14 protein-coding genes are annotated in these 16898 nt (G+C 72.9%); 9 read left to right on the forward strand and 5 right to left on the reverse strand.

Translation table 11 applies throughout. The annotated features are described in order from the left end of the window. Positions 1-37: 37 nt before the first annotated feature. The 3 genes from ASH01_RS13495 to ASH01_RS13505 form a co-directional block, all read right to left on the reverse strand. Entirely contained in the window at positions 38-3907 is a 3870-nt protein-coding gene (locus tag ASH01_RS13495) for an IPT/TIG domain-containing protein (protein ID WP_056776545.1), read from the reverse strand. 175 nt (positions 3908-4082) lie between these two features. Continuing rightward, positions 4083-5279, reverse strand: a complete 1197-nt coding sequence (locus tag ASH01_RS13500; protein ID WP_235509612.1) for an MFS transporter — start codon at positions 5277-5279, stop codon at positions 4083-4085. Positions 5280-5281: 2 nt separating this feature from the next. Next, positions 5282-5869, reverse strand: coding sequence for a uridine kinase family protein (locus ASH01_RS13505; protein WP_056776548.1), 588 nt, complete (start codon positions 5867-5869; stop codon positions 5282-5284). A 54-nt stretch (positions 5870-5923) separates the two neighbouring features. On the opposite strand from ASH01_RS13505, the gene hisF reads away from it, so the two are divergent. Then, the gene (hisF, locus tag ASH01_RS13510; RefSeq protein ID WP_056776551.1) at positions 5924-6697 is read left to right on the forward strand and encodes an imidazole glycerol phosphate synthase subunit HisF; all 774 of its coding nucleotides are present in this window, start codon (positions 5924-5926) and stop codon (positions 6695-6697) included. 25 nt (positions 6698-6722) lie between these two features. Here hisF and ASH01_RS13515 read toward each other — a convergent pair whose 3' ends face one another. Beyond that, complete coding sequence (locus tag ASH01_RS13515; RefSeq protein WP_056776554.1) at positions 6723-7364, reverse strand: TIGR03085 family metal-binding protein; 642 nt, start codon at positions 7362-7364, stop codon at positions 6723-6725. 76 nt (positions 7365-7440) lie between these two features. Between ASH01_RS13515 and ASH01_RS13520 the strand changes: the two genes are divergently transcribed. Genes ASH01_RS13520 through ASH01_RS13530 form a run of 3 tightly spaced genes read left to right on the forward strand, consistent with a single transcriptional unit; the run spans position 7441 to position 12198 of the window. Next, positions 7441-8475: a GNAT family N-acetyltransferase gene (locus tag ASH01_RS13520; protein ID WP_056776557.1), complete on the forward strand. Its 1035-nt coding sequence runs from the start codon at positions 7441-7443 to the stop codon at positions 8473-8475. Positions 8476-8524: 49 nt separating this feature from the next. Next, entirely contained in the window at positions 8525-10390 is a 1866-nt protein-coding gene (locus ASH01_RS13525) for an ABC transporter ATP-binding protein (RefSeq protein WP_056776559.1), read from the forward strand. Continuing rightward, positions 10387-12198, forward strand: coding sequence for an ABC transporter ATP-binding protein (locus tag ASH01_RS13530; RefSeq protein WP_056776560.1), 1812 nt, complete (start codon positions 10387-10389; stop codon positions 12196-12198). Before ASH01_RS13525 ends, ASH01_RS13530 begins: the two co-directional genes overlap by 4 nt. 7 nt (positions 12199-12205) lie before the next feature. Here ASH01_RS13530 and ASH01_RS13535 read toward each other — a convergent pair whose 3' ends face one another. Beyond that, positions 12206-12895 carry a hypothetical protein gene (locus tag ASH01_RS13535; protein WP_056776563.1) on the reverse strand — a complete coding sequence of 230 codons (690 nt, stop codon included), beginning with the start codon at positions 12893-12895 and terminating at the stop codon, positions 12206-12208. Between the two features lie 62 nt (positions 12896-12957). Between ASH01_RS13535 and hisI the strand changes: the two genes are divergently transcribed. The 5 genes from hisI to trpC all read left to right on the forward strand — a co-directional run bounded on the left by hisI (position 12958) and on the right by trpC (position 16898). After that, positions 12958-13362 (forward strand): phosphoribosyl-AMP cyclohydrolase, encoded by a 405-nt coding sequence (gene hisI / locus ASH01_RS13540; protein WP_056776569.1) that lies wholly within the window; start codon positions 12958-12960, stop codon positions 13360-13362. A 177-nt stretch (positions 13363-13539) separates the two neighbouring features. Then, positions 13540-15123, forward strand: coding sequence for an anthranilate synthase component I (locus ASH01_RS13545; protein ID WP_056777716.1), 1584 nt, complete (start codon positions 13540-13542; stop codon positions 15121-15123). Beyond that, entirely contained in the window at positions 15120-15737 is a 618-nt protein-coding gene (locus tag ASH01_RS13550) for a Trp biosynthesis-associated membrane protein (protein WP_056776571.1), read from the forward strand. The genes ASH01_RS13545 and ASH01_RS13550 overlap by 4 nt, the downstream gene beginning before the upstream one ends. Positions 15738-15795: 58 nt before the next feature. Next, positions 15796-16065: an HGxxPAAW family protein gene (locus ASH01_RS13555; protein WP_235508748.1), complete on the forward strand. Its 270-nt coding sequence runs from the start codon at positions 15796-15798 to the stop codon at positions 16063-16065. A gap of 5 nt (positions 16066-16070) precedes the next feature. After that, positions 16071-16898: an indole-3-glycerol phosphate synthase TrpC gene (gene trpC / locus ASH01_RS13560; protein ID WP_056776576.1), complete on the forward strand. Its 828-nt coding sequence runs from the start codon at positions 16071-16073 to the stop codon at positions 16896-16898.

Genomic DNA, 16898 nt, shown 5'->3' on the forward strand with positions numbered 1-16898 from the left:
AAGGCCTCGGGACCGCAGGGGTCCCGAGGGCTCTCTGTCAGCGGAAGTGGATGAAGTTCGAAGGCCAGGAGTAGCCGCCTCGCTCGAGGATGCGCCGACCGCTCATCGACGTGTACGTCGCGCCGAGGACCGTTCCGCCGTAGCCGCTCTCGGAGATCGCGACGGTGTCGCCGTCGGCACTGACCCAGTCCACGTACGCGACGTGGTTGGAGTTCCACTGGGCGATGTCGCCGACGCGGGGCTTCTGGTCGACGGCGAAGCCCTTGGCCCGGGCGTTCGTGTCCCAGTTCGTCGCGTTGCCGAGGTTGCCGGGGTTCTTGACCCCGTCACGCGAGAGGCGGTACGCGGAGAAGTTCGTGCAGTTGTTGCCCCACGGGTCGACGGGGTAGTTCCACGCGCGCTGGCCGTAGTAGCCGAACCGCTCGATGCAGTCCTGGGTCGCACGGGAGTAGCACTTCCAGCCGGTGGGTGCCGGGCCGCCGGTGATGGCCCAGGTGACGGTGGTGGAGCGGTAGATGGCGACGTTGGCGTTGCCGAGCACGCGCACCACCGACCCGCTCCCGCTCGTCCGGGTCGACCACAGCGTCACCCCGCGCGAGTTGCGCACGACGAAGTTGCCGTCGGTCTGCATCGTGGCCGTGCTCCCGGCACCCGTCGTGAAGGCCGCCCACTGGCGCACTCCGGCGGCGGAGGTCAGCACGAGGTTGCCGTCGGTGCGCATCGTCAGCAGCCACGCCTTGCTCGTCGACAGGATCGACTCGCCGGAGCGCAGCACCTGGCCGGGCAGCATCCGGTCGTAGCGGTAGCCACGGTGGTCCCACACGGTCGTCGTGCCCTGGCGCACCTGGAGCAGGCCGTCGTTGGTCAGCGTCAGCAGGCCGCCCGTCCAGCCGGTGGTCCCGCTCGACCACGCGACCGTGCCGTTGGTGCGGAGCATGACGACGTTGCCGTCGGCTCGGACCGCGAGGCGGTTGCCTGCGCCGGTCGTGCCGCTCGTCCACCGTCGGACACCTGACGAGGTGCTGATGACGAGGTTGCCGTCCGCCTGCATCGTTGCGAGGTACGCCCCCGTGGCTGACCGCAGCGCAGTGCCGGACGAGAGCCACTGGCCGGACCGCAGCGTCGCGCCGGCGACGTAGGTGAAGCCGTCGGTGCGCACGACGGTGCCGGCGCGCGTCGTGACGCGGATCGGGATCGGGCCAGTGGCGATGCGGGCCGGGACCACCGCGGTCAGCTGGGTGACCGAGACCCGGGTGAACGAGGTCGCCGCGACACCGTTGAAGAGGACATCGCGCACGTCGGTGAACGACGTGCCGCGCAGGGTGACGACCGTGCCACCGGCCAGCGGACCTGAGGCCGGCGAGACCGAGGCGACGACGGGCGGGTCCTGGAAGCTGAAGCGGCCCGCGGGAACGACGGGCGAGGTGCCACCGGGAGTCGTGACGCGCACGTCCACGTCAGCCTCGGCGTGGACCGGCAGGGTGACCCGCAGCTGGGTCGCCGAGAGGCGCGTCACCGCGGTGGCGGCGACGCCGCCGAACGTCACGGACGAGACGCGGTCGTAGGCCGTCCCGGTGAGGACGACGGTGCCGCCGCCCTTCGTGGGTGCCAGGGAGGGGGAGACCGCCGTGACGGTCGGCACGGCCTGGTAGGTGAACCGAGCGGCAGCGGCGGCCGGCGACACGCCGCCGGGAGTCGTGACGCGGACGTCGACCGTGCCGACGGCCTGGGCGGGTGCCGTGACCCGCAGCGTCGTGTCGGACACCCGGACGAGCCCGGTGCCGGCCACGCCGCCGAAGTCCACGCCCGTCGCGAGGCCGAGGCGGGTGCCCGTGACGGTGACGACGGTGCCGCCGCGCAGCGGCCCCGCCGGGACGGACAGGGCGGACACGGCGGGCACGCCGACGTAGGTGAACCGCCCGCCCGCGGACTCGGGGCTCGTGCCGTTGGGATTGGTGACGCGTACGGACACCGTCCCCTCGGGCTGCGCCGGGGCGGTGACCCGGAGGCTGGTGTCCGAGACGCGCACGAGACCGGTGGCGGCGACGGCGCCGAAGCGGACCGCGGTGGCGTCGGACAGGTGGGCGCCGGTGATCGTCACGACCGTGCCGCCGCGGAGCGGGCCCGCCGTGGCGGACAGCGCGCCGACGACCGGAGGCGAGCCGTAGGCGAAGCGGGCGCCGACCCCGGTGGCAGAGGTGCCCCCCGGGGTGGTGACCTGGACGTCGACGGGTCCGGAGGCGTGGCGCGGCGTCGTGGCGCGCAGCGTCGTCGCTGAGACGCGGACGAGGTTGGTCGCCGCGACCGAGCCGAAGCGGACGGCGGTCGCCCGGCTCAGACCCGTGCCGGTCAGCGTCACGACGGTGCCCCCGGACGGAGGACCCGTCTGGGGGGACAGGGAGGTGATGGCCGGGACCGGGTCGAACGCGAAGGTGCTCGACGTGTGCTCGGGCGACGTGCCGTACGGGGTCGTCACGGTGACGGCGACCACCCCAGCCGCGTGGGCGGGTGTCGTGGCCCGGATGCTCGTGGCCGACACGAAGGTGAAGCGTGCGGGCGTACCGCCGAAGTCGACGCGGGTCACGCCCGTGAACCGGGTCCCGGTGAGCGTGACGACGGTGCCACCACGGACCGGTCCGGCGGTGGTCGACAGCGACGCGACGGCCGGCGGTGCCTGGTAGCCGTAACGGGCTCGTGAGGTCACGGCCGAGGTGCCGCCCGGGGTGGTCACGCGTACGTCCACGGTCCCCACGGGACGCGCCGGCGTCGTGACCCGGAGCGCGGTCGCCGAGACCGGCACGACCTTCGTCGTGGCCGTGGAGCCGAACGCGACGCTCGTGGCCCGGCTGAGACCGGTGCCCGTCAGGGTCACGGTGACCCCACCAGCCGTGGGACCCGAGGCGGAGGAGATCCCAGTCAGGGTCGGAACCGTTTCGTAGGCAAAGCTGTTCGCGGAGTAGCCGTACGAGATGCCGGCGGCGGTCCGGACGTGCACGTTGACGAGGCCGGCGGGGCGGGCCGGTGAGGTGACGCGGACCTTGGTCGCGGACAGCACCGTGAAGCGGGCCGTCGTCGCGCCGAAGGTCACCGCGGTCGCGCCCGTGAACCGGGTGCCCGTCAGGGTCACGACCGTGCCCCCGCGCAGCGGACCGGCGGAGACGGAGAGGCCCGTCACCGTCGGCGGGGTGACGACGGGGGGAGCGGTGTAGGTGAAGCGGGCGCCGGAGGCCACCGGGGAGGTGCCGCCCGGCGTCGTGGCGCGGACGTCGACGGCGCCCGCCGCGTGTGCCGGGACCGTGACGCGGACCTGCGTCGCCGACAGGCGGGTGAGGCCCCCCGCGGGGGTGGTGCCGAAGAGCACGGCGCTCGTGCGGTAGAGCCCGGTGCCGGTCAGCGTCACGGTGGTGCTGCCGCGCGTCGTGGCGGAGCGGGACGACAGGGAGGACACGGACGGGACGGCGTCGAAGGCGAAGGTCGCGCGTGACGAGATGGGCGACGTGCCGGCCGGGGTGGCGACGCGGACGTTGACCACGCCGAAGGGGTGGGCGGGAGTGACGACCCGGACGCGGGTGCTCGAGACCTTCGTGATGCGGGTGACGGCGGTCGAGCCGAACCAGGCCGTCGTCGTCGCGCCCACGCCGGTGCCCGACAGCTCGACGGTCGTGCCGCCTCGGGTCGGGCCCGCCACGACGGACAGGCTGATCGCCGTGGGGGCGGTGCCGGTGACGGCGGCGAGGGACGGTGCCGCGACGGCGGTGACGGAGGCCGCGGATGCCGTCGGCGCGGTCGCGAGTCCCGGCACTCCGGCGAGGAGGGCCGTCACGACGAGGCCGGAGAGCAGGCGCCCGGTCGTCCTGCGGTCGACGTCGCGGTCTCGCTCGGGCAGCGGGGTGGGGCGGGGCAGCATTCGTCCGTCTCCTTGCAGTCAGCACGTCCGGCGAGCATTCTGCACAGGCAAATCGTCCTTTGTACGCCGTTTCGCCCTAATTGGCTCGTCCCAAGCGCACCACGAGCCCCAGATGTGGGGGTCGGGAGGCGAACGACCGGTTCGGTCCCGGCGTCACCCGACCCTCACGCGGCGCTCACTCCACGCGGCGCAGGTCGGGCCGCAAACGCTGGACGACGAAGAGCTGGACGACCCCGATCGCGGCGAGGATGCCCCAGACGAGCGACAGGCTCCCGGTGACGTCGCGCACGAGCCCCATCGCCAGGGGTCCGATCGAGGCGAGGCCGTAGGAGATGAGGAACGCCATGCCGGTCAGGCGCCCGCTCGCCTCGGGGGTGCGGGCGTAGCGCACGAGGAGCACGAGCGCGAGCGAGAAGGCGGCGCCCTGGCCGAGCCCGGTGACGACCGCCCACACCCACGGCGCCGAGAGCGGTGCGACCCAGATCCCGACGGAGCCGGCGATCCCGAGCACCGCGGCCAGCCACAGGAGACGGCGCATGTCCCGGGTGCGGTCGCTGACCACGGGGCCGAGCAGGCCAGAGACGATCTGGGCCCCGCTGAAGACCGCGGCGAGGTAGCCGGCAGACCCCCGTGACCATCCGTGCTCGACGTACGTCGGGGCGAGCCACGTGACGGCCGAGTAGAAGCACCACGACTGCAGGGTGAGGTAGCCGGCGACCAGCCAGGCCGTGTGGTGCCGCCACGGCAGCCGGCCCGGGCCTTCCTCGTCCGGCGTGTGGTGCGGGTTGGCGCGCAGGGTGAACGGCGCCCACGCGAGGGCACCGACGAGGGCGATGACCGACCACGAACCCAGCGAGGCCTGCCAGCTGCCGAGTCGGTCGGCGAGCGGCACGGCGAGCGCCGAGCTGAGGGCCGCCCCACCCATCATCGCGAGCATGTAGAGGCCCGTGACGAGACCGGTGCGCTCGGGTGGGAAGAAGGTCTTGACGAGTCTCGGCAGCAGTGTGCCGGCGACGGCGATCCCGACGCCGCAGAGGAAGGTCCCCGCGTAGAGCACGACGACGTGGTCGCCGGCGAAGCGGCTGGCCGTGCCGACGAGGATGCTGATGACCGCTCCGAGCACCGCAGCGGCCGCCCCGGTGTGGTGGGCGATCCGGCTCGCGACGGGCGCGAAGAGCCCCATGCAGAGGACCGGCAGGGTCGTGAGTGCCCCGGCCGCGGCGTGGCTGAGGCCGAGGTCAGCGGAGATCGCGTCGAGCAGCGGAGGGACGCTCGTGATCGCGATCCGGAGGTTCGCGGCGACGGCGACGAGCGCGAGGGCCATGACCCAGACGGGCGGCAGGGGGCGGAGCGGTCGGTCTCGTCGAAGCACCATCAGAGACTAGATGTGTCGAGGACGAGGTCCGCGCGCTCCCTCGTCGCGTCGGCGCTGAAGAGCGCCGACTCCTGGTCGGCCCAGCGCTGCCACTGGGGTCGGTAGACCTCACCGTCGCGGTCGATCCCGCGGCGCATCCGCAACGCGGTGTCGGCGTCCACGAAGACGGACACGGCGGCATACGACCCCGCGGGCTCCACGCTGGAGCCGCACCCCTCGACGACGAGGAAGGTGCACGGTGGCACGTCGCGCGTGCCCGACCACTGCTCGCGGACCCAGCTCCACAGCCGGTAGGTCGCCCGCTCGCCGCGCGCCATCGGCTCGAGCACCTGCGCCGTGAGCAGCCCGGGTGCCTGGGCCAGCCCGTCCCAGCCCGGGTAGAGGTGGTCCATGTGGACGACGGCGACGGGACCCCTCGGCGCCAGCGCGAGCTCGATCCCGCGGGCCAGCGTCGTCTTGCCGGCGCCGCTGGGCCCGTCGAGGGCGATGACGACCACGTCACCGCAGCGGGGCTCCGCCACGAGCGCGAGGGACACGATGGCGGCGACGTGATCCTCGCGCGGCGGCCGCGTCACCTCGTCCCACATGGGCGTGACCCTACCGACCCGTGACCGTCACCCGGGCTGCCCTAGATTTGTCGCATGCCGGTCGCCACGAGAGTCATCGCCTGTCTGGACGTCGACGCCGGGCGCGTCGTCAAGGGCGTCAACTTCGAGAACCTCCGTGACGCCGGCGACCCCGTCGAGCTCGCGAAGCTCTACGACGACCAGGGCGTCGACGAGCTGACCTTCCTCGACGTCACGGCGAGCAGCGGTGACCGGGAGACCACCTACGACGTCGTGCGCCGGACGGCCGAGCAGGTCTTCATCCCACTCACCGTCGGTGGTGGCGTGCGCACCGTCGACGACGTCGACCGCCTGCTGCGCGCCGGCGCCGACAAGGTCGGGGTCAACACCGCCGCCCTCGCCCGACCCGAGCTGATCTCCGAGATCGCGGCCCGGTTCGGAGCACAGGTGCTCGTCCTGTCGGCCGACGTCCGCCGGCGACTCGGCGACGGCGGCCGGCCCACCGACGACTTCGTCATGACGACCCACGGGGGCCGCACGCCGGTCGACCTCGACGCCGTCGAATGGTGCGCGCGGGCCGCGGAGCTCGGGGCGGGCGAGATCCTGCTCAACTCGATGGACGCCGACGGCACGAAGGACGGCTTCGACCTCGAGCTGATCCGGCGCGTGCGCGCGGCCGTGTCGGTGCCCGTCATCGCGAGCGGGGGCGCCGGACGCGTCGAGCACTTCGCACCCGCGGTCGCCGCTGGCGCGGACGCCGTGCTCGCCGCGAGCGTCTTCCACTTCCGCGAGCTCACCGTCGGCGACGTCAAGGACGCCCTGCGCGCAGCCGGTGTGACGGTCCGCTGAATGCCGTCCGGCCGGTGCCGGCGGGTCAGCTGATGCCGAGGGCGGTCTCCTGGAGCGCGGCGATGTCGTCCGCGTCGCCCTCGAACTCGACGCGCGCCACGCTCTTGCGGCCGTAGGCGTAGAGCACGAGCTCGGCGGGCGTCCCGCGGAGCACGACGGTGCCGTGCTCGTCGGGCAGCCTGGCGGCGTAGCGGCCCTGACCCTCGGCGATGAGCACGATCCCCGTCGGCGCCTTCCGGAACATCAGGCGTGACGAGCGCTTGAGCGCCGACCAGAGCTTGCCCGACAGCTGGGGCGACAGCTCGCGCGGCTCCCAGCCGGGCTGGGCGCGGCGGGCGTCCTCGTGGTGGACGAAGAACTCGATGAGGTTGGTCACCTCGTCGACCTTGGGGTGCGCCATGGGGTTCCACACCGGGGCGCCCCGGCGGACGCGGTCGACGAGCGCCGTGTAGTCGCCGTGCGCGATCTTGCCCTGCTCCTTCTCGAGGTGACCCGCGAGGAACGGGACGAAGCGCCCGGCCGTCAGGTCGGGCCGGTGCTCGCGGACCAGCAGGTGGGCTGCCAGGTCACGGGTCTCCCACCCCTCGCACAGCGTCGGCTGGTCGGGTCCGCGCCGGTCGAGCTCGTCGCAGAGCAGGAGGCGTTCGGACTGGGCGTGGCGCGTCATGGCGCCATCCTCTCAGGGCGTCGGCCACGACCGAATCTCGGTGGCCCGGGCGGAGGTCTGTGCCTAGGGTCGGACGGTGATCGAGCTCGTGCGCCCCACCGTCGACCTGTCCGACTCGTGGTGGGAGATGGTCGACGACTTCGCCGACACGACCATCCACGGCTCGAGCTACCGCTCGGGCGACCGCGAGCTGCTGCGCGACCGCGACGCCTTCGAGGAGTGGGTCGACTGGCTCGGCCGGATGGAGCGGTCCGACGAGGCCCTCCCGCAGGGCCGGGTGCCGTCGTCGAACCGGTGGGTCGTCCGCGACGGTCGTGTCGTCGGCACGATCGCCGTGCGCCACGCGCTCACCCCGTCCCTCGTCGCCGAGGGCGGACACATCGGGTATGCCGTGTCGCCGGCTGTCCGGCGCCAGGGGATCGCCCGCGCCGCGCTGGGTCTCGCGCTCCGCCTCGCCGCGTCCCGCGGGATCGACCCCGTCCTCGTGACGTGCGACGCGACCAACACGGCCTCCGCGCGGACCATCACGTCGTCCGGCGGCGTCCTGGAGGACGAGCGGGAGGGCGTCCTGCGGCACTGGGTCCGGACCGGCGCCCCGGCGCAGCCGATCGGCCCGGGACCGATCGAGACACGGGAGGCGAGGCTCGTGCCGGTGACGTCCGAGGAGGCCGCGGCGATGCGAGCGGGGGAGACGCGCGAGGGGTGGGCCGAGGGCTACCCGCGCGAGGACGACCTCGACGCCGTCGGGATGATGCCCTCCGGCCCCGACGCGTGGACCCCGCGCCACATCGTCCGGAGGTCCGACGGGCTGGCCGTCGGCTCGATCGGCTGCTTCGGGCCTCCTGACGAAGGCGTGGTCGAGATCGGCTACGGGCTCGTCGAGCAGGCCCGGGGAGGGGGTCTCATGACCGACGTCCTGTCCGGGATGGTGCGCTCGCTCGAGGCCGCCGGCCTCACCGTGGTCGCTCACACCGAGCCCGCCAACGTCGCCAGCCACCGGGTCCTCGCGCGTCTCGGTTTCGAGCGGGCCGACGAGCCGGCGGACGCGGGCGCAGGCGCGGAGTGGCTCTGGACCAGACGGTCGGATGTCAGATGTGTCGGTGACGCGTGAGAGGCTGAGGGGTCGACCACAGAGCACGTCACCAGGGGAGCAGCACACCGTGAACGTCCCGCCCACCTCGACCCTTCGGGAGGGTCTCGCCGTCATCGGCCGGGGCATCAAGGGCCAGCCGCGCTGGTTCTCCCTCGCCGTGGTCGGCAGCGTCGTCTACGGCGTCATGACGAGCCTGACGGCGGCGGCCATCGGCTTCGTCGTCCAGCACGCCATCTCGCCCGCCATCGAGGCCGGATACGTCACCGCGTCCCAGCTGTGGTTCATCGGCGGAGTCATGGCCGCGGTCGTGCTCACGACGATCATCGGTGTCATCGGCCGCCGCATCGCCGGCGGCGTCGCGATGTACAACCTGGGCGCGATGTACCGCGGCCAGGTCACGCGCCAGTACCTCCGGCTCCCGCTCAGCTGGCACCACAAGCACCCGTCCGGTCAGCTGCTCTCCAACGCGAACGCCGACGTCGAGGCGACGTGGAACATCTTCGCGCCGCTGCCGATGGCCCTCGGTGTCGTCGTCATGCTCGTCTTCGGCATCGTCCAGATGGTCATCGTCGACCCCTGGCTCGCGCTCGTGGGGCTCACCGTCTTCCCGATGCTCTTCCTGGCCAACGTCGCCTTCCAGCGAGCCATGTCGCCGCGGGTCACCCGAGCGCAGCAGCTGCGCGCCGACGTCTCCGAAGTGGCCCACGAGAGCTTCGAGGCGGCGCTCATCGTCAAGTCACTCGGCCGAGAGGACCACGAGGCCGAGCGCTTCCGCGTCGTCACCCACGAGCTGCGCGACGCCAACATCGAGGTCGGCCGCACGCGTGGCCGCTTCGACCCCGCCATCGAGGCCATCCCCACGATCGGGACGCTCGCAGTGCTCTTCGTCGGCACCCTCCGGGTCAGCAGCGGCCAGCTCACGGCCGGCCAGGTCGTCCAGATCGCCTACCTCTTCTCGATCCTCGCCTTCCCCGTGCGAGCCCTCGGGTGGGTCCTCGCCGAGCTGCCGCGCGCCGTCGTCGGGTGGAAGCGCGTCTCGGCCGTCCTGGACGCGACGGGCAGCATGACCTTCGGTGACCGTGCGCTGCCCCGGGGCAGCGCGAGCCACCTGCAGGCCGAGCGACTCGCGTACGCCTATGAGATCGAGACCGAGACGGGCGAGGCCGACCGCAACCCGGCGGTCGTCGACGTCACCCTCGACGTCGCGCCCGGAGCGACGGTCGCGATCGTCGGGCCCACGGGCAGCGGCAAGTCGACGCTGACCAACCTCGTCATGCGGCTCGTCGACCCCGACTCGGGGGCGGTGCTCGTCGACGACGTCGACCTGCGCGAGGTGCGCCGTGGCGGCATCAGCGACGTCGCTGCGCTCGTCGCGCAGCAGACCTTCATGTTCGACGACACCGTCCGCGGAAACATCACCCTCGGTGTCGAGCACGACGACGAGAGCGTCTGGCGCGCGCTGCACGTGGCGCAGGGCGCCGGCTTCGTCGAGCGTCTGCCCGACGGTCTCGAGACCCACGTCGGCGAGCGCGGCGCGAGCCTCTCCGGCGGACAGCGCCAGCGCATCGCCCTGGCCCGTGCCGTGATCCGTGAGCCGCAGCTGCTCATCCTCGACGACGCCACGTCGGCCGTCGACCCGAGCGTCGAGCAGGCCATCCTCGCCCGGCTCCGAGAGGCGAGCTCGGGCACCACCGTCCTCGTCGTCGCCTACCGCATGGCCACGATCCTGCTCGCCGACGAGATCGTCTACCTCGAGGGCGGTCGGGTCGTCGACCACGGCTCCCACGACCAGCTCCTCGGCCGGTGCCTCGGCTACGAGCGGCTCGTCACGGCATACGCCCGCGAGGCCGCGGAGCGCGAGGCCATCGCGTCCGCCGAGGAGCGCGACGAGCCCGGGCTCGGCGCCGACGCGGCCGAGGAGGTCTCCCGATGAGCATGCGGTCGCAGGTCCTCGTCGAGCACCACGGTGTCGCCACGGGCAAGGAGATGACGACGTGGCAGACGCTGCGTCGTGGTGTCGAGCTCTCACCCGAGCTGCGCAAGGGCATCTGGGTGACGGTGCTCCTCGCCGTGCTCTCGACCCTCGGCCGGGTGCTCGTGCCGTTCGTCGTCCAGCGCATCACCGACAACGGCCTCCTCGCCGAGGGCGGTCCCGACACCCAGGTCGTGGCCGTCTACATCGGCGTCGCCCTCGTCGGCGTCGCCGTGACGGCGGTCTCCGCCTACTTCGTCAACATCCGCCTGTTCCGGTCGTCCGAGAACGGCCTGGCGACGTTGCGTCTCAGGGCCTTCCGGCACATCCACGACCTCGCGATGCTCACCCAGAACACCGAGCGGCGCGGGTCGCTCGTCTCCCGCGTCACGTCCGACGTCGACACGATCTCGATGTTCGTGCAGTTCGGCGGGCTCATGCTCATGATCAACATCGCGCAGATCTCGCTCGCGACGGTGCTCATGGTCGTCTACAGCCCGCTCCTCGGCCTCGTCGTGTGGCTGTGCTTCGTGCCGCTCTTCGTCATCATCCGCAAGTTCCAGGGCATCGTCGGCCGGGCCTACACGAAGGTGCGCGAACGCGTCGGCGACATGCTCGGAGCCATCTCCGAGGCCGTTGTCGGGGCGCAGGCCATCCGCGCCTACGGCGTCGAGGACCGCACCGCCGAGCGCATCGATGCCGCGGTCGAGGCGCACCGCAAGGCGGCCATCGGCGCCCAGGCCCGCTCGGTCGTGGCGTTCACGTCGGGGCAGCTCGTCTCCGGACTCACCACGGCAGTCGTCCTCGTCGTCGGCACCGTGCTCGCCGCCCGCGGCAGCCTGACGCTGGGAGAGCTGCTCGCCTTCCTCTTCCTCGTCAACCTCTTCACGCAGCCGGTCCAGCAGGCCACCGAGATCCTCAACGAGATGCAGAACGCCGTCGCCGGATGGCGCCGGGTCATCGGCATCATCGACACCCCCGCCGACGTCTCCGACCCGGGCGACTCCGGCGTCACCTTGCCGCGCGGACCGATCACCGTGCAGTTCAACGAGGTCGGCTTCGCCTACCCCGGTGGCGCGCCAGTGCTCCACGACATCGACCTGACGATCGCGCCGCGCAGCCGCGTCGCGATCGTCGGCGAGACCGGATCGGGCAAGTCGACCCTCGCCAAGCTGCTCACCCGGCTCATGGACTCGAGCAGCGGGCAGGTGCTCCTCGACGGCGTCGACCTGCGCACGATCCGCTTCTCGTCGCTGCGGTCCCGCGTCGTGCTCGTCCCCCAGGAGGGATTCCTCTTCGACGGCACGCTGCTCGACAACATCCGCTTCGGCCGTCCAGGGGCGAGCGAGCAGGAGGTGCGCCTCACCTTCACCGAGCTCGGCCTCGACCCGTGGGTCTCGACCCTCCCGCTCGGTCTGGCGACCGACGTGGGCCAGCGCGGCGAGTCGTTGTCGGCCGGCGAGCGTCAGCTCGTCGCGCTGGCCCGGGCCTACCTCGCCGACCCCGACCTGCTCGTCCTCGACGAGGCGACGTCGGCCGTCGACCCGAGCACCGAGGTGCGGATCCAACGCGCCCTCGACTCGCTGACCCGCGGCCGCACGTCCATCGCGATCGCGCACCGGCTCTCGACGGCCCAGGCGGCCGACGAAGTGATCGTCGTCGACGCCGGCCGCATCGTCGAGCGTGGCCACCACACGGAGCTCGTCCGCCTCGGCGGTGTCTACTCGAAGCTCCACGAGTCGTGGGTCGCCCAGCAGCAGGCGGTCTGACCGGCTGCTACGGGCCGATCCGCCCGACGAGCGAGGCGATCGACGTAGCCACGACGTCGGGCTCCGTGACGAAGGCCAGGTGCAACCCCTCGAGGTCTGCGACGGGCCAGCCGTGACGCTCGGCGAAGGCGCGCTCGTCCCCGTAGGTGACGCCGAAGGCGAGGTAGGCGTTGGGGCCGTCGACCCAACCGGGCGGCGCCGCGACGACTGTGTCGAAGTAGTCGAGGGGCAGGCGCGGGCAGACCGCGTCCACGGCGTCGAAGAGGTCCGCCGGCAGGACCTCGTCGAGGTCGGTCCGCGGCCACCACCGGGTCCACGGCGGGAGTTGTCCCTCGGCATCGGCGAGCTCGCCCAGCCACTCGCGGAACGGGGCCGGAGCGAGGGCGCACGACCCGGCGGCCGGCGGTAGGGCAGCGTCCATGAACACGATCGGACCGGGCGTCCCGCCGGTTGCGCGCACGAGTGGTGCGAGGTAGCCGGCGTTGCTGTGGGCGACGAGGACCGTGCCCGGTCCGACGAGGCTCGCCCAGCGCGCGACGAGGTCGAGCGCGCCCTGCCCGGTGTCGAGGAGTCCTGGGGCGACGGACGCCGACAGTCCGCGGCGGCCGAGGGCGTCGCGCAGGCCGTCGTGGACCGAGGCCGGGAGCAGGGGACTCGGGAGCACGAGCAGGGTCCGGGACGCACGGTCGGGGTCCACCCGCCGATCGTAGGACCGGACCGGACCGGCGGCCCGGGGGACCGGCCCGGCACAATGGGCAGGTGACCGATGCCCTCGACCCGATCTCCGACCCCACCACGCTCGACCCGCAGATCGCCAGTCTGCTCAAGCGTGACGAGCACGGCCTCGTGGCCGCCGTCGTGCAGCAGCACGACACGGGCGACGTGCTCATGGTCGGCTGGATGGACGACGAGGCGCTGCGCCGCACCCTGGGGGAGGGCCGGGTGACCTTCTGGTCACGCAGCCGGCAGGAGTACTGGCGCAAGGGGGACACGAGCGGCCACGTCCAGTGGGTCAAGGGTGTCCGCCTCGACTGCGACGGCGACGCCCTGCTCGTCACCGTCGACCAGGTCGGCGCGGCCTGCCACACCGGGGACCGCACGTGCTTCGACGCGCGCGTGCTCCCTGCCACCGTCGGCGAGCCCGAGCCCACCACCACCACCTGACCCCCGTCGAGTGAGCGCTCCGTCCCACTCGACTGAGCGTTCCGCCCCACGTTCCTGTGACCGGGCGCTGACTCGACCGTGCTTGCGCGCCCACTCGAGTGGCGTGGGGAGCGGCGGGGCGTGTTCGACGGGTGAGGCGGGGACACGGCATACGACCGCGTGGGCCAGAATGGCTCGGTGCCCGACTCGAACACCTCGCTCGCCGCCGCGCCCGCGCCACACGCCGACCTCGCGTGGGGACGCACGTGGCCGAGCCTCGAGGTCTTCACCGAGCTGGCGCTCGAGCACCGTCGCGTCATCCCGGTCGTACGCCGGGTGCTCGCCGACGCGGAGACGCCGGTCGGCGTCTACCGCAAGCTCGCCAAGAACGCCCCGGGCACCTTCCTGCTCGAGTCCGCCGAGCACGGCGGCGTCTGGTCGCGCTACTCGATCGTCGGGGCGCGCAGCGCGGCGACGTTGACCGAGAAGGACGGCCGGGTCCACTGGATCGGCGAGCCGCCGGTCGGGCTGCCCACCGACGGCGACCCGACCGCGGCGGTCCGCGACACGGTCGCCGCCCTCGCGACGCCTCGCACGCCGGGTCTGCCGCCCCTGACCGGGGGACTCGTCGGGGCCATCACGTACGACGCCGTCCGCCGCTGGGAGAAGGTCCCCGACGGCGGCCGCGACGAGCTCGACCTGCCCGAGGTCGCGATGATGCTCGCCACCGACCTCGCGGTCTTCGACCACAGCGACGGCTCCCTGCTGCTCATCGCCAACGCCGTCAACCACGACGCGACCGACGAGCGCATCGAGGACGCGTGGGCCGATGCCGTGAGCCGTCTCGACCGGATGACCGACGAGCTCGCGGCCCCCGCGCCGAGCACCGTGGCCACCATCGAGCCCACCCCGAGCAACCCGACGAGCAGCCACACGCAGGCCGAGTACGAGGAGATGGTCGAGGAGGCCAAGGAGGCGATCCGGGCCGGCGAGGCCTTCCAGATCGTCGTCTCCCAGCGCTTCACGGTGCCCTGCCGGGCCGACGCCCTCGACGTCTACCGCGCGCTGCGGGTCAGCAACCCCAGCCCGTACATGTATCTCCTGCGGCTCCCTCATCCCGACGGCACGGCCTACGACATCGTCGGCTCGAGCCCCGAGGCGCTCATCAAGGTGACGGGACGCCAGGCGATCACCCACCCCATCGCCGGGTCGCGCCCGCGGGGCAAGAGTCCCGACCACGACGCGCACCTCGCCGAGGAGCTGCTCGGCGACGCGAAGGAGCGGGCCGAGCACCTCATGCTCGTCGACCTCGCCCGCAACGACCTCCAGCGCATCTGCCGCGCCGGCACCGTCGACACGGTCGACTTCATGTCGATCCGGCGCTACAGCCACATCATGCACATCGAGTCGACGGTCGTCGGTGACCTCCGCGACGACCAGAGCGCCTACGACGCGCTCGTCGCCACGTTCCCCGCCGGCACGCTGAGCGGGGCCCCCAAGCCGCGGGCCATGGCCCTCATCGACGCCTACGAGGGGCTGCGGCGCGGTCTCTACGGCGGCGTCGTCGGCTACCTCGACTTCGCCGGCGACCTCGACATGGCCATCGCCATCCGCACGGCGCTCATCAAGGACGGCCGCGCGCACGTCCAGGCCGGCGCGGGGATCGTCGCCGACTCCGTGCCGCACCTCGAGTACGAGGAGACGGTCAACAAGGCCGCTGCCGCCCTGCGCGCCGTGGCGGCCGCCGCGGGCCTGCGACCGCTGGGAGACCACCGCCCATGACGTCCGTAGCACCGTCCGGCACCCGGCCCGGCGCCCTCGACAAGAAGCGCGCGGCCCTCGTCGTCCTCGTCCCCGCGGCCCTGCTGCTCGGCCTCACGACGCGCACGTGGGCGAGCGGTGAGTCCAAGGACGTCCTCAGCCAGGCGGTCACCGACGTGACCGGCGGCACCGCGGCACCCGGGGTCGTCGGTCTCACGACCGTCTGCGTGGTGGCCCTGCTCGGCCTCATGACGGGTGGCCGCATCATCCGGGCCGTCGCCGCGATCGCCCTCGTGCTGGCCTCGCTCGGTGCCCTGGCCATGACGGTGCTCGTCGCGCTGCGCCCGGTCGACACCGTCGCCGACGCTGTCGCCCGCGAGCTCGCCCGGACGACGGCTCCGGCCGCCACCGGAGCGAGCACCGTGTGGGTCTGGCTGGCCGTCGCAGCGGCGGTCCTGCTGGCCCTCGGGTCCGCCTCGGCAGCCGTGTCGAGCCGCAGGTGGGCCGGCCTCTCGGGTCGCTACGAGCGCGGCGACAAGCCCGCGAGCGGGCCGCGTGGAGAGGTCCGCACGACGTGGGACGAGCTGTCCGAGGGCCGGGACCCGACCCTGCGCGACGCCCCTGACGAGACCTGACAGAATGAACGTCGTCGGCCCGCACGCGAGTGGCGCCGATCGGACCAGAGAGGACGCCATGGAAGAGCAGCACGAGGACCACGGTCACAGCACCGCAGCCTGGACCGGGGTCGGAGTCATCCTGCTCGGCACGGCCATCGCGTCGGTCGCGGTCGTCATCCCCAGCCTCGTCCTCGGCATCATCGGTGCCGTCGTCATCGTGGCCGGTGTCGCCGCGGGTAAGACGATGTCCATGGCCGGCTACGGCAACAAGGGGCACCACGCGCAGGCGGGTTCGATCGTCGACGCCCCCGACGAGACGGGCGCCGAGACCATCGGCAAGAGCTGAGAGCAGTGCCCACGGTTCTCGACGGGATCATCAGCGGCGTCCGCGAGGATCTCGGACGCCGTCGCGCCGCGCTGTCGCCGGCTGACCTGGAGGCGCGGCTCGCGTCGGTGCCCCCGGCGCTCGACCCGATGCCGGGCATCCGCTCCGCAGAAGGCGTTGCCGTCATCGCCGAGGTCAAGCGGTCGAGCCCGAGCAAGGGCGCGCTCTCGGACATCCCCGAGCCCGGCCTGCTGGCGCGGTCGTATGCCGCCGGGGGAGCGAGCGCCATCAGCGTGCTCACCGAGGAGCGCCGGTTCTCCGGCAGCCTCGCCGACCTCGACGAGGTGCGCGCGGCGGTCCGGACTCCCTTGCTGCGCAAGGACTTCATGGTCGACGCCTACCAGGTGACCGAGGCCCGGGCCCACGGCGCGGACCTCATCCTGCTCATCGTCGCGGCTCTCGACGACGCCCTCATGCGCGACCTGCACGACCAGGCCCGCGAGCTCGGCATGACCGCGCTCGTCGAGGTCCACGACGCCGCCGAGCTCGACCGGGCCCTTGCGCTCGACCCCGTCCTCGTCGGCGTCAACGCCCGCAACCTCAAGACCCTCGAGGTCGACCCCCGCACCGTGACCGACCTGCTGCCGCGCGTCCCCGAGGGCGTCGTCGGCGTGGCCGAGTCCGGGGTCAGCGGGCCGGCCGACGTCGCCGCGTACGTGCGGGCGGGAGCCGGTGCCGTGCTCGTCGGCGAGGCCCTCGTCAAGGACGGCGCCCCCGAGGCCGCGATCCGCGGCTTCATCGACGCCGCGACCGCGGTCCGGGCCTCGGCCCGACCCGGCGCGGCAGGAGAGTGA

This window comes from Terrabacter sp. Soil811 (genome assembly GCF_001429655.1).
Lineage (GTDB): Bacteria > Actinomycetota > Actinomycetes > Actinomycetales > Dermatophilaceae > Terrabacter.

Excerpts from the sequence above, each read along its gene's own strand:
- ASH01_RS13495 (WP_056776545.1), bottom strand. The coding sequence starts at position 3,907 with ATGCTGCCCCGCCCCACCCCGCTGCCCGAGCGAGACCGCGACGTCGAC.
- ASH01_RS13505 (WP_056776548.1), bottom strand. The coding sequence starts at position 5,869 with ATGTGGGACGAGGTGACGCGGCCGCCGCGCGAGGATCACGTCGCCGCC.
- hisF (WP_056776551.1), top strand. The coding sequence starts at position 5,924 with ATGCCGGTCGCCACGAGAGTCATCGCCTGTCTGGACGTCGACGCCGGG.
- ASH01_RS13515 (WP_056776554.1), bottom strand. The coding sequence starts at position 7,364 with ATGACGCGCCACGCCCAGTCCGAACGCCTCCTGCTCTGCGACGAGCTC.
- ASH01_RS13530 (WP_056776560.1), top strand. The coding sequence starts at position 10,387 with ATGAGCATGCGGTCGCAGGTCCTCGTCGAGCACCACGGTGTCGCCACG.
- ASH01_RS13550 (WP_056776571.1), top strand. The coding sequence starts at position 15,120 with ATGACGTCCGTAGCACCGTCCGGCACCCGGCCCGGCGCCCTCGACAAG.
- ASH01_RS13555 (WP_235508748.1), top strand. The coding sequence starts at position 15,796 with ATGGAAGAGCAGCACGAGGACCACGGTCACAGCACCGCAGCCTGGACC.